Source organism: Peterkaempfera griseoplana (assembly GCF_001418575.1).
Taxonomy (GTDB): Bacteria; Actinomycetota; Actinomycetes; order Streptomycetales; family Streptomycetaceae; genus Peterkaempfera; species Peterkaempfera griseoplana.
Window position 1 is genome coordinate 6,527 of sequence record NZ_LIQR01000001.1, and the last position, 12,524, is coordinate 19,050.

General features: G+C 70.4%; 9 protein-coding genes. 7 read left to right on the top strand and 2 right to left on the bottom strand.

The features are described from left to right. Positions 1-47 precede the first annotated feature (47 nt). Positions 48-3,164, bottom strand: coding sequence for an Ig-like domain-containing protein (locus tag AOK09_RS43030; protein ID WP_157875750.1), 3,117 nt, complete (start codon positions 3,162-3,164; stop codon positions 48-50). 365 nt (positions 3,165-3,529) lie between these two features. On the opposite strand from AOK09_RS43030, the gene AOK09_RS00040 reads away from it, so the two are divergent. From AOK09_RS00040 to AOK09_RS00070, 7 genes are read left to right on the top strand one after another with little or no spacing between them, the layout of a single operon-like run. Then, the gene (locus AOK09_RS00040) at positions 3,530-4,555 is read left to right on the top strand and encodes an NAD(P)/FAD-dependent oxidoreductase (protein ID WP_245687048.1); all 1,026 of its coding nucleotides are present in this window, start codon (positions 3,530-3,532) and stop codon (positions 4,553-4,555) included. A 48-nt stretch (positions 4,556-4,603) separates the two neighbouring features. After that, complete coding sequence (locus AOK09_RS00045) at positions 4,604-5,911, top strand: SidA/IucD/PvdA family monooxygenase (protein ID WP_055584986.1); 1,308 nt, start codon at positions 4,604-4,606, stop codon at positions 5,909-5,911. A gap of 16 nt (positions 5,912-5,927) precedes the next feature. Then, positions 5,928-6,296 (top strand): cupin domain-containing protein, encoded by a 369-nt coding sequence (locus tag AOK09_RS00050; protein ID WP_322973140.1) that lies wholly within the window; start codon positions 5,928-5,930, stop codon positions 6,294-6,296. Next, positions 6,293-7,930 carry a class I tRNA ligase family protein gene (locus AOK09_RS00055; protein WP_055584987.1) on the top strand — a complete coding sequence of 546 codons (1,638 nt, stop codon included), beginning with the start codon at positions 6,293-6,295 and terminating at the stop codon, positions 7,928-7,930. Before AOK09_RS00050 ends, AOK09_RS00055 begins: the two co-directional genes overlap by 4 nt. Further along, entirely contained in the window at positions 7,927-9,180 is a 1,254-nt protein-coding gene (locus tag AOK09_RS00060; RefSeq protein WP_055584988.1) for an ATP-grasp domain-containing protein, read from the top strand. Before AOK09_RS00055 ends, AOK09_RS00060 begins: the two co-directional genes overlap by 4 nt. A gap of 50 nt (positions 9,181-9,230) precedes the next feature. Continuing rightward, positions 9,231-10,322 (top strand): S-(hydroxymethyl)mycothiol dehydrogenase, encoded by a 1,092-nt coding sequence (locus AOK09_RS00065; RefSeq protein ID WP_055584989.1) that lies wholly within the window; start codon positions 9,231-9,233, stop codon positions 10,320-10,322. A gap of 28 nt (positions 10,323-10,350) precedes the next feature. Then, entirely contained in the window at positions 10,351-11,646 is a 1,296-nt protein-coding gene (locus AOK09_RS00070) for an MFS transporter (protein WP_079062593.1), read from the top strand. A 108-nt stretch (positions 11,647-11,754) separates the two neighbouring features. Here the strand turns inward: AOK09_RS00070 and AOK09_RS00075 are convergent, their stop codons facing one another. Beyond that, positions 11,755-12,348: a TetR/AcrR family transcriptional regulator gene (locus AOK09_RS00075; RefSeq protein WP_055584991.1), complete on the bottom strand. Its 594-nt coding sequence runs from the start codon at positions 12,346-12,348 to the stop codon at positions 11,755-11,757. Between the last annotated feature and the right edge of the window lie 176 nt (positions 12,349-12,524).

Genomic DNA, 12,524 nt, shown 5'->3' on the forward strand with positions numbered 1-12,524 from the left:
CGGTCCCGTCTCCGCAGCCCCAGTGGGGACTTCAGGACGTGGGAGGGTCAGTAGGAGGCGTACAGGGAGTAGGCCACCGGGTCCTTGACGGCCGTCCCGAAGGACGACGGCCAGCTGCCGAAGACCACGCCCCCGGCGCTGTAGGCGCCCTGCCCCGCGCTGCCGGCGCTGTAGCGCATGTTGTTGGAGAGCGAGTCACTGCCGTTGGTGTTGTACATCAGCCAGTAGCTGGTGCCGGCGCTCAGCGTGGCGGTGATCGGCAGGGTGTTCCAGGAGTTGGCGGTGAGGGTGCCGGTGGTGGTCGAGGCGACCAGAGTGCCGGGCGAGCCCGCACTGTCGGTGTAGACGGCCAGCTGGTACTTGTTCTTGGGATCGGCACTGACACTGCCGACGAAGACCGACATGGACTTCAGCGACACCGCCGAGGCCCCGGTGGTGATCCTGCTGCCGTTCATGTGGTTGGCGTTGCCGTCGTCCTGCTGGCTGCCGGCCTGGTTGTTGCCCAGGGTCTGCAGGGGTACGCCGCCGGTGGTGAAGGTGGCCCGGTACGGGGCCGCCATGGTGTTGCCCGCGGTGTCCTTGATCTGTTGCACCGTCAGTGTGTAGGCGGTGTTGGCGGCGAGCTGCTGGCTGGGGGTCAGCACGGCGGCGTTGGAGGCGGTGTCCAGCGTGACGGTGGCGGGGACGGCGGTCCCGGCGGCGTTCTTCAGGGTCACGTTGGCGCCGGTGACGGTGGCGGCGTTCACCGGCTCGCTGAAGCCCGCCCTGACCACGGCGGTGAGGGCGACGCCCTGGGCGCCGTCGGCCGGGGAGCTGCTGGTGACCGTCGGCGGGGTGGTGTCCTGGCCGTAGGTGGCGGTGTACGACCCGACCTTGGCGTCGAAGAACGCGTACTGGACGCCCTTGATGGTGTCGATCCGGTAGGGGATGCTGCTCCCCCCGAAGCTGATGCCGGCCAGGCTGCCCCCGGTGGAGGAGACCGGCACCATGCCGCGCAGGCCGTTGGCGCCGCCGGTGACGTCGAAGGTCAGCTTGTTGCTCTGCCAGGCGAGGTTGGCGAAGGTGGAGTTGTTGCGGGTGTCCAGCCAGGTCAGCATCTGGCGGCCGGAGACCACCGGCACCCCGTGGGCCTTGGCCGAGGCGATGATGGCGTCGGAGGCGGCCGAGGCCGCGTAGTCGGTGTGGATGTTGGCGGTGAGGGCGGCGTAGTAGCCCTGGGAGCCGTAGGCGTTGTCCAGCAGCGTGTCGATGGTGAACGGGTAGGTCTGGCCCGACTCGTCGGTCATCTGCGTGGTGGCCTGGTAGGTGTCGATGACGCTGCCGTCCTCGTCGGCGAACCGCATGATCTCGCCGGTGCCGTTGAAGAAGCCGGGACGGTTCTGGGTGAAGGACGCCGGATAGTAGTAGTAGTCGGTGTCCAGCCGGATCCCGTCGGCGTTCTTCACCTTGGGCTGGGTCGCCCAGTCGTCCCACTCCACGCAGTGGGTGCGGCTGCTGGACGGGGTGGGGATGGTGGAGTACTTGGCCTTCCAGGGGTCCAGCTGGCTCTGGTAGACGCTCGCCAGGCCGGTGCTGCCCCAGGGCCGGCAGTTGGTGGTGATGTGCACACCGACCTCGAAGCCCTGGTCGGTGTAGGCCTTGGCCTGCGCGGCGGTCATGGGGCCGTCGGTGTACAGGTAGGAAGATCCGCGGATGCACTCCCAGGCGGCCACGTCGCAGCCCGGCGGGCTCTGCGCGATGTAGCCGTCCCAGCGGCCGGCGGTTCCGCCGATGCCGTGGTCGTCACCGGTCATCACCACCACGGCCTTGGCGTCGCGGGGGAAGTACCAGAAGCGGGGCAGCGGTTTGCGTGACCGGTCCAGCTGGGTGATCAGGTTGACCAGCAGCCGCTGCTGCTCGTCGGCGATGGGGATGGCGGCCTTGTCGAGGTTGTTCCAGTCCGGGTCGCCGCCCGTCCCGTAGAACATCTCACTGGCCTCGTAGCCGTCCGTGGAGTCGCGCTGCTGGCCGGCCCAGGCGATGTTGCCCTGCCGGGTCTGCACCACCGACTTGGCCAGGTCGTAGGTGAAGGCCGCTGCCTGTCCGCCGGCCGAGCCCACGGACCGCAGGGTGACCGCCGGGTTGTCGGTGGCGGTCGCGGCGTCGCTGTAGAGGTCGGCGACCGCGGTGGCTCCGTTGAGGGTGTAGCGGTCGGCGGTGCCGTGGTACTGCATGGTGTCCCCGGTGATGCCGGCGCCCGGCCCGGAGGAGGTGTCGATCCGCAGATAGGCGTCGGAGCGCACCGCACCGGCGTCGGTGAGGCCCAGCAGCGGTGCCAGCTTCTTGTCGGGGCGCATCGCGATCAGCCTGCCGCCGCCGGTGGTCCAGTCGCTGAGCATGGTCGCCTGGGCGGAGGTCAGCGGCATCTCACCGAGGATGGCGACGTCGTACCCGGCCAGGGTGGCGGCGGTCACCTGGGAGATGTCCAGGACCTTGAAGTACGGGACGCCCTCGGCAGTGAGGATCTCGGCGTAGTAGCGCGAGTAGGCGTTGGCCGAGCTTGCGATGACCAGCACCGGGCCGCCGCTGCCGGAGCCCGGTCCCGGGTCGGTGGGCGGCGTGGCGTCCACGGTGTAGGTGGCGTACAGGGAGAAGGACACGGACTGGTACGAGGCGTTGCCGAAGCTGCCCGGCCATGATCCGAAGGCGGTCCCTCCGGACGCGTAGGCGCTGCGTCCCCCGCTTCCGTAGCTGAGGTTGTTGGTGGAGGCGGTCGCGGCGTTGGTGTTGTAGGCCAGCCAGTAGGCGGTGTTGGCACTCAGCTTCGCGGAGAGCGCCACGGTGTTCCAGCTGTCCGCGGTGAGGGTGCCGGTCGCACTGCTGGCGATGAGGGTCCCGGGGGCGTTGGCGTTGTCGCTGTACACCGCCACCTGGTACTGGTTGCGCGGCGCCGGGCTGACCGCGCCGACGTAGACGCTCATGCTGGTCACGGTGCCGCTCGCGGCGCCGGTGACATAGCGCGAGGCGTTCATGAACCCGGCGTCGCCGCTGTCCTCCTGGGCGCCGACCGTACTGGTGCCCAGCACCGCGGTGTCGGCTGCGGCTGCCCTCCCCACCCCCAGCACGCCGCTCAACATCGCCAGTGTGGCCGTCAGCACGACGGCAAGCCTCTTGGTACGTCCCACGCCGATCCCCCCGGATCCCCACCCTTGTGACGAAACGTCGGCTATTGGTGTACCGGTCCGCTCCGCTTCTGTCCATAGCCCTCACAGGAGGCACACAGGTTGTACGCAGCCTCCCGGCCACAGGTCGGCCGGAAGCCGTCCTACCCCTCCAGTCCCGGGCGCAACAGCCGCCGCATGCCGCCCCCACCGGTCCCGATCGTCCACAGAAGGCCTATACCTGGGTAAAGCAGTCATCCTTCCTCCTGATGGCAGGTCAGCCACGGGCAAACCATCGTTGACTGCCGTGGCGGGCATGTGCTGAAATCCACCGGGGAACAGGGCTGCGGTGCGCCGTGAGGCGAGGGGGAGAAGCCGTGCGAATAGCCGTGGTCGGCGGCGGGGTCGCCGGCTCATTTCTTGCCCGTTGTTTATACGGATCAGCGTCCGGTGCGGACATCACGGTCTTCACTGGCGGAACACCGGCGGATGCGACCGGCGCGTCCGGCGGAATGGTCCGAGGTTTTGAGACCGGCCTCGACGAGTGCCGTACGGCCGCTCAGAGCATGGCGGAACTACGGGCCGATCCCTGGCTCTCGGAAGCCGCCCGCTATCGGGAGACCGGTTCCACCTATCTTCTTCCCCCGGGCGCCGACCCGGCCGACCAGGTGAAGCTCCTGGAGGAGTTGCTGCCCGGCTCGGCCGAGGTGCTGCCCGGCGGCGCCGCCGCGGCCCGCCTCGGACTGCACGGCATCCCGCCCGGAACCCTCGCCGTCGTGGAACGGCTCGCCGGGCACATCTCCCCGGACCAGGTCAGGACCGCCGTACTGCGCCGGCTCGCGGACAACGGCGTCCCGGTCCTGCCCACCAGGGTGCGGGGGGTGACCGAACAGGCCGGTGTGCTGCTGCCCGACGGTGCGCTGCACCGGTTCGACCTGGTGGTGGTGGCCGCGGGCGGCTGGACGCCCGCGCTGCTGCCCGAACCGTCCGGTCTGTTCCGCACCAAACGGATCCAGTACGGGACGTACCGTCCCGACCGGCCGGTGCCCGGAGTGTTCGTGGACGACAACTCCGGACTGTACGGACGCCCCCTGGACGGTGGCGGCCTGCTGCTCGGCCTGGGCAGCGAGGAGTGGGACGTGTCCCCGGACGCCGTCCCGCCGGACCTCGCGCTGGCCGAACGGGTGGCCGCCGCCGGAGCCGGCCTGCTGCAGGTACCGCCGGAGTCCCTCAGGCCGGATCGGCTTGTGGCGTCCTTCGACTGCTACGCCCCCTCCGGTGGCCTGCGGCTGAGAACCGTCCCCCGTACGCGGGGGGTGTTCACGTTCACCGGTGGCAGCGGCGGAGCGGCCAAAACGGCCCCGGCGGCAAGCCGGGCGGCCGCCGCGGAACTGCTCGACCTGGCTACGGGCTGACATCGGCCCCTGATTCCGCACCTCATGCCAAGGCTAGGAGATGCTCCCTTGAATCACCGGAACGTAGAGACCCTGGCAATCGGAGCCGGCCCGGCGAATCTCGCCCTGGCCGTGGCCATGGAGGAACTCGCCCCGGAGGCGTCGGCACTCGGCACACTTCTGGTCGACACACATCACGAGGTCGCCTGGCAGCGTGGAATGCTGCTTCCCTGGACGCAGAGCCAGGTGTCCTTTCTCAAGGATCTGGTGACCCTCAGGAATCCGACGAGCAAATTCTCGTTCGTCAACTACCTGCACTCGGTGGGACGCCTCGACGACTTCATAAACCTGGGGACGTTCACCCCCTACCGGCTGGAGATTTCCCGCTACCTCCAGTGGGTCGCCGACGCGCTGACCCTGGTCAGTGTCGAGCACGGGCGCACGGCGCTGTCGGTCGATCCGGTGCAGGAGGACGGCGAGGTCACGGGATGGCTTGTGCACTTCGCCGACGGCGGCACGATCCGCTGCCGCGACCTGGTGTTCGGCGCCGGACGCGACCCGCGCATCCCCGAGGAGTTCGGCGGTGTCAGCAGTGAACGGCTGATCCACAGCACCAGGTTCACCGAGCAGCTGGGCCGGCTCGACCGCGACGCCGACCTGCGGATCGTCGTGGTGGGCGGCGCGCAGAGCGCAGCCGAGATGCTCTGGGCCTCCCATCAGGCACTGCCGCGGGCCCGCTGCACCATGCTGATGCGCTCCATCGGCCTCAACAACTACGAGAGCAGCAAGTTCACCAACGAGCTGTTCTACCCGTCGTTCATCGACGAGTTCAACCGGGCCCTCCCCGAGGCCAGGGCGCAGCTGCTGCAGGAGATGCGGCGCACCAACTACGCCGGTCTCTCGCCCGACCTCCTGGAGAGTCTCTACCGGGAGATGTACCTGGAGGGCCTGACCGGCCGCCGCCGGCTGGACATGATCACCATGACCGAGGTGGCGGAGTCCCGCATGGACGGCGACGAGGTGGTGCTGACCCTGGTCGACCGGCGCAGCCGGCGCAGCCGTGAACTGCGCTGCGACATGGTCCTGCTGGGCACCGGGTTCGACACCCGGATGCCCGCGCTGGTCCGAAGACTCGCCGCCTCGGTCGGGGTGGAGGACATCACGGTCAGCCGCCACTACCGGATGGAACTGCCGTCCCACATCACCGCCCGCTGCTACCTCCAGGGGGTCAACGAGGCCACCCATGGCATCGCCGACTCCCTGCTGAGCGTACTGGCGGCACGCTCCGGCGAGATCGTCACCGATCTGCTGAGCGGTCCGCGGCCCGAACCCGTCCATGCCGCAGGCCTGTTGGCCACCATGTCACCGCAGATCTGAGAAGAGGCCGCATTCCATGATGGAGATCCGCAAGCTCGACCGGGACAACCTCAGCCCCGACAACGGTCTGCAGGCCCAGCGGCTGATGCCCTGGCAGCAGCTCAACGCCCCCTTCGAGGGCTCCTGGTGCGTCGTGCCGCCGCAGGGTGAGTCCGGCCCGCACGCCCACCACGAGTACGAGATCTGGGTGGCGATGACCGGTGCCGCCGAGATCGTGACCGACGCCGGCACCACCCCCTTCGTCGCCGGTGACATCGTCCACTTCACCCCCGGCGAGCGGCACCAGGTCGTCAACCGCGGCGGCGAGGACTTTCAGATGTACGCGGTCTGGTGGGACGCCGAGATGACCGAGCGTTTCCACGAGCGCCACCAGGCGAACGCGTGAGCGGCGGCAGCGACGACCGCGCCGACGGCGGTACCGGAGAGACGGACGGCGACCGCCGGCCGGCGATCGTGATCGCCGCCACGCCCACCTCCAACGGGGGGCTGCACGTGGGGCACCTGGCCGGCCCCTATCTGGCGGCGGACGTCTGCGCCCGCCATCTGCGGGCCACCGGCCGCAGGGTGATCTCCACCACCTGCACCGACGACAGCCAGAGCTATGTGGTCACCACCGCCCACCGCAGGGGGGTGACACCCGAGCAGCTCTGCCGGACCGGCACCGCCGAGGTCCAGCGCTCACTGGACGCCCTCGGGGTGTGCATGGCCGGACTCCCGCCGATCGACGACCGCTACCGCCGCACCGTGCTGCGTTTCATGACCGACCTGCACCGGGACGGACGGCTGCGGCTGCGCACGGTGAGGCTGCCCTATGCGGTCCGGGCGGGGGTGTTCCTGTACGACGGGCTGCTGTCCGGGACCTGCCCGGTCTGCCTGGGCGGGAGCAGCGGCGGTGTCTGCGAGGCCTGCGGGCACCCCAACCACTACGACCAGCTGCTGGACGCCCACTACTCACTCGACCCCGACGACCCGGTGGAGTACCGGGAGCAGCAGATCCTGGTGCTGCCCATGGAGGAGTACCGGGAGCGGCTCACCGCCTACTACGCGGCCCACACCCCGCACTGGCGGCCCCGGCCGCGGCGGCTGATCTCCGAGCTGCTCGCCCGGCCGCTCCCGGACGTACCGGTGACCATCCCGGGCACCTGGGGCATTCCCGCCCCGTTCGCCGAGACTCCGGGCCAGATCCTCTACCCGTGGATCGAGGCGATGCCCGCGGTGATCTACAGCACCGCGTGGACGGCCGAGCAGCTGGGCGAGCCCGCCGAGGACACCGACCGGCACTTCACCGCGGAGGCCGACCCGCAGCTGGTCTACTTCCACGGGTACGACAACGTCTACCACTGGGGCCTGGTCGACCTGGTGGCGCTGATGGCGCACGGCGAGCGCTATGCGCTGCCCGAGGCCAATGTGTGCAACGAGTTCTACGCACTGGAGGGGGAGAAGTTCTCCACCAGCCGCAACCACCTGGTGGAGGCGGTGGACCTGCTCACCAGGGTGCCCAGGGACCTCGTCCGCTACTACCTGTCACTCACCGCGCCGGAGTCGCAGGGCACCAACTTCACCGAGCCGGAGCTGCACCGCACTGTCACCGAGCGGCTGGTCGGGCCGTGGAACCGGCTCGCCGACGCGGTCGCGCGGCGGCTCCCCGACGACGGCGCCGCCCTGCCCACCACCCCCGGCGGCCGCCACCGCGCCGGGCTGATCGCCGAGCGGTTCCGGCTCTGCTACCGGATCTCGGACTTCAGCCCCAGCCAGGCCGCGGACACCATCGCCGTCCAGCTGCTCCGCCTGGAGCGGCAGGCGGACACCGCGGACCTCGGGGACCTGCTGCTGGAGCTGCGCACCCTGCTCTCCCATGCGGCACCGATCCTGGTCGACGCCGCGGAGAAGCTGACGGCGTCGGGCGTGGACCTCGGCCTGCAGGGCCACGACGACCCGTCGGTCGCTGTCTTCCGTCTGCCCCATCTGCCCGGGTCCGCGCTGCGGCCGGACCAGGCCCTCGAAGGAGAACGCGCGTGAAACTGCTCGCTGTCGAGACCTGCCAGTACCTCGAGTACTACAAGTCCCGGTACCAGCAGGTGGAGGAGCTCGGCGCCGAGCTCTTCGTGCTCAATGGCGAGGGCACAGCCGACTTCTGGCCGGAGGAGCGGTACCGGGTCGCGGGCTCCAAGGACATCGCGAAGATCATCGAGACGGCCCGGAAGTGGCATGCCGCCGAGCAGTTCGACGGGGTGCTGACCTTCTCCGAGTCGGCGGTGGTCACCGTGGCCGCGGTCGCGGAGGCACTGGGTCTGCCCGGGATCGGCGTGGAGGCCGCGGTCGCCAGCCGCAACAAGTACGTGATGCGCCGGGCGCACGAGCGCGGTGGCGCGCCCATCCCCGGCTACCGCCTGGTCAACCGGCTCGACGAGGCGCTGAAGGCCGCCGAGGAGTTCGGCTATCCGGTGATCATCAAGCCCACGCTGGGCGCGGGCAGCAACTTCGTGTTCCGGGTCGACAACCCGGAGGCGATGGCCGAGCGCTTCGGGCAGGCGATCGACGGCATCAAGGACATGGTCTGGGCGACCTCCGAGCCGGACGGCATCGACCTGGGTCCGCAGGGCCTGCTGGTGGAGTCCTTCCTGGAGGGCCGGGAGTACCTGATGGAGGTGGTGGTCTGGGACGACGAGGTGTACCTGGGATCGGTGGTCGACCGGATCACCGTCGAGGGGGACACCTTCGACGACGACATGCACCATGCGCCCACCTCCATGAGCCCGGAGGACCTCGCCGCCGTCCACCAGGCGGTGACCACGGCCGTACGGGCCCAGGGGCTGCGGCGCAGCGTGATGCACGCCGAGGTCCGCTTCCACCAGGGCAAGCCCTATCTGTTGGAGATCGCCGCCCGGGTGGGCGGCGGGGGCCTGGACATGATCGCCCGGCTGACCGGCGACCACGACCCCATCGCCGCCGTGGCGGACATCGCCTGCGGGCGCCGGCCGAAGGTCCACCACTACGCGCCCACCGGCGTGCATGTCACCGCCATGTGCCTGATCTGCGACGCCGGGGTGATCGAGCAGGTGCACGTACCGGAGGAGGTCTCCGACTCCGAGCGGGTCTTCCTGCTCAAGATCACCGCCCGCCCGGGCGACACCATCCGGCGCCCTCCCGAGGGCAACAGCATCCTCGGCTTCCTCGGCGTGACCGGCACGTCGTACGAGGACGCCTTCGACACCATGAACCGGTTGGCGCAGCGGGTCACCGTCAGCTACGCACAGCAGCAGCCGTGAGCGACGGCTGCACCCGACAGGTCCGCGCCCGACAGCAGAGGAGATGAGCGATGCCCCAGACCGTACGGGCAGTTGTCGCACCCGGCAGGGGACTGCCGGTGGACGTCCGGGAGATCGTCGTCCCGGACCCCGGCCCCAACGAGGTGACCGTCCGCATCAAGGCATGCGGGGTCTGCCACACCGATCTGCACTACCGGGACGGGGTCATCAACGACAACTACCCCTTCCTGCTGGGGCACGAGGCCTCCGGGGTGGTCGAGCAGACCGGCCCCGGCGTGCAGAACGTGGCCCCGGGCGACTTCGTCATCCTCAACTGGCGGGCCGTCTGCGGCCGCTGCCGCCCCTGCCGCCGCGGGGTGCCCACCGCCTGCATCGACGAGTACGTGGCCGAGCAGCGGATGACGCTCACCACGGGCGAGCCCCTCACCCCCGCCCTGGGCATCGGCGCCCTCGCCGAACTCACCCTGGTGCACAGCGGCCAGGTCACCCCCGTCGACCCGGCCGTGGACCCCGCGGTGGCGGGCCTGCTGGGCTGCGGCGCCATGTCCGGGCTCGGCGCCGCGCTGCACACCGGCCAGGTGGGCCGCGGCGACACCGTCGCCGTCATCGGCGTGGGCGGGGTGGGCTGCGCGGCGGTGGCCGGGGCCCGGCTGGCCGGGGCCACCGAGATCATCGCCGTGGACATCGACGCCCGAAAGCTGACCCTGGCGCAGGAGTTCGGCGCCGGGCACCTCATCGACGCCAGCCAGGTCGACGACGTGGTCGGAGCCATCAAGGAGCTGACCGGCGGACTGGGCGCCGATGTGGTGATCGACGCTGCGGGCTACCCGGAGACCTGGAAGCAGGCCTTCTACTCCCGGGCCATCGGCGGCACCTTCGTCCTGGTCGCCCGGCCGGACTCCGGCATGCGGCTGGAGATGCCGCTGCTGGACACCTTCCTGCACGGCGGGACGTACAAGACCTGCTGGTACGGCGACTGTCTGCCGTCCCGCGACTTCCCCGCGCTGGTGGACCTGCACCTCCAGGGCCGGCTCCCACTGGACCGCTTCGTCTCCCAGCGCATCGGACTCACCGACGTCGAGAAGGCCTTCACCAGCCTCCGGCAGGGCGACGTGCTGCGCAGTGTCGCCGTCCTCGACTGAACAGCCCCTCACGGCAGAGGTGATCCGTATGTCAACCGCCCCGACGTCAGCGCGGAGCGGGGCGAGGACCTTGCTGGTGGTCCTCGCCTGCGCCGCGTTCCTGCTCACCCTTGCGGGCTCCGCGCTGAAGAACACCGTCCAGGTGTACTTCCTGCCGATAGCCGACTCCTTCGGCGGCTCCCGGGCCGGACTCGCCTGGGCCGTCACCCTGTTCGCCCTGATGTCGGCGCTGGCCTCGCCGTTCGTCGGCAGCATCGCCGACCGGATCGGCGGGGCCCGCACCCTGGCGGTCGGCACCTTCCTCTCCGGCCTGGCGCTGGTGGGCACGGCGCTGTCCCACCAGCTCTGGCTGTTCGTCGCCGTCTACTGCCTCATCGGGGCGGTCGCGGTGACCATGCTCTCCTTCGTCCCCCTGGGCGTCTTCGTGGACGAGCTCTTCCGGGACGGCCGCAGGGGGCTCACGTACTCCCTGATCACCAACGGTGCGGCGGTGGGCTTCATCGTCCTGGTGCCGCTCTGGACCTGGCTCGGCCAGTGGCTGGACTGGCGCACCGTGCTGGAGACCCTCGGCGCGGTGTTCCTGGTGGTCCTCACTCCGCTGTCCCTGGTGGTGGCCAGGCAGTCCGACCGGCTGGCGCGACCCGCCGCGGACTCCGCCGAAGCCGCACCCAGGCCCGCCGCACTGCCGCTCGCCGAGCAGCTGCGGCTCTGCCTCCAGGCGAAGCAGCTGCGCAATCTGGCGGTGGCCTTCGTGGGGTGCGGATTCACCATGGCCTTCATCGACGTGCACTTCGTGCCGTTCATGACGGACCACCACATGAGCGCGGCCATCAGCTCCAGTGCGGTCGCCATCCTCGGAGCCTGCGAGGTGGGCGGCAGCCTGATCGCCGGCTGGCTCTGCGACCGCGGACTGGTGAAGGGCGTGCTGGTCGGCGCCTATCTGCTCCGCTGCCTGGCGATGCTGGTGCTCTCGGTCAACCCCATGCCCTCCACGGTGCTGCTCTTCGGTGTCGTCTTCGGGCTCAGCTATCTGGCGTCCGTGATCGCCACCTCCATGTGGATCGCCCAGGTGCTGCCCGCCCCGGTGCGGGGCACCGCGATGGGCCTGGTGTGGATGGTGCACGCGCTGGGCGTGGCCTGCGGCAGCCAGATCGGGGCCTGGCTGGAGGGCATGACCCACAGCTATCTGCAGATCATCCTGATCTGCGCCGCCCTCACCGCGGGGTCCGCCACCATCGCGCTGCTCTCCCGCTCACCGCTCCCCCGCCTCGCCCCGATCACCGTGCCCAGGGACGCGGACCTCACCGACTCCCCGCTCTCCTGACCCGGCGAGCAGCACCACGACGCCGCCTCCCCGAAGGCATCACGACGCCGGGGAGGCGGCGGAGTCGTCTCCGGGCCGCGCCCGGCATGGGCGGCGTCCGGCTGCGGTTCAGGCGGCCTGCGCGGGGACGAGCAGTCCGACCAGGCGCCCCAGCTGCCGCTGGATCTCGGCTTCCTGTCCGGCGTGCGTCATCAGCAGGTGGTGGACGGTACCGATCAGCGCCAGCGCCATGGTGGCGGTGTCGGCGCCGGACGGGACGCGCCCGAGCGCGCGTTCCGCCTCCAGATAGCCGGCGACGGACTCCTGAACCGCGGCGAAGGGTGGTGCGCCGTTCTCCATGACGGGCCGGACCTGGGCGAACGCAGCGGGCCGGGTGGACGCCAGTTGGGCGATCGCCGGTCCGGGTGCCTCGACGAGGCCCGCCAGCGCCGCCCGGATGTTGCCGCCCACGGTGTCCCTGCCGACGCACCCGTCGAGGGCCCGTACCCGCCGGCCCACCCGTTCCATGCGGTCGAAGGCCAGCTGAGCGATGAAATCGTCCAGGTTGGCGAAGTGGTTGTGCAGCAGGCCCTTGGCGCAGCCCGCCTCCGTGGTCACCGCCCTGCTGGTCAGCGCGGCGGGACCGCCCCGGGCCAGCACCCGCTCGGCCGCGGCGAACAGCCGCTCTCGGACATCAGGTGTGGCTACGCCGCGCGGAGACATGCGGCACTCCCGGCTGCTGACGGCTGGCGGGACGAGCGCCAGGGGTGGACGGACGGCCTTGTATGGGCGCCCGCTCATACTAGCGGGCCCCCTTGGGCGGCGCCCAGTCACCGGCGGCGCCCCCGGAGCTGTCCAGGGGCGGACATCACACCGAGGCCGCAACCCGACGACGACAA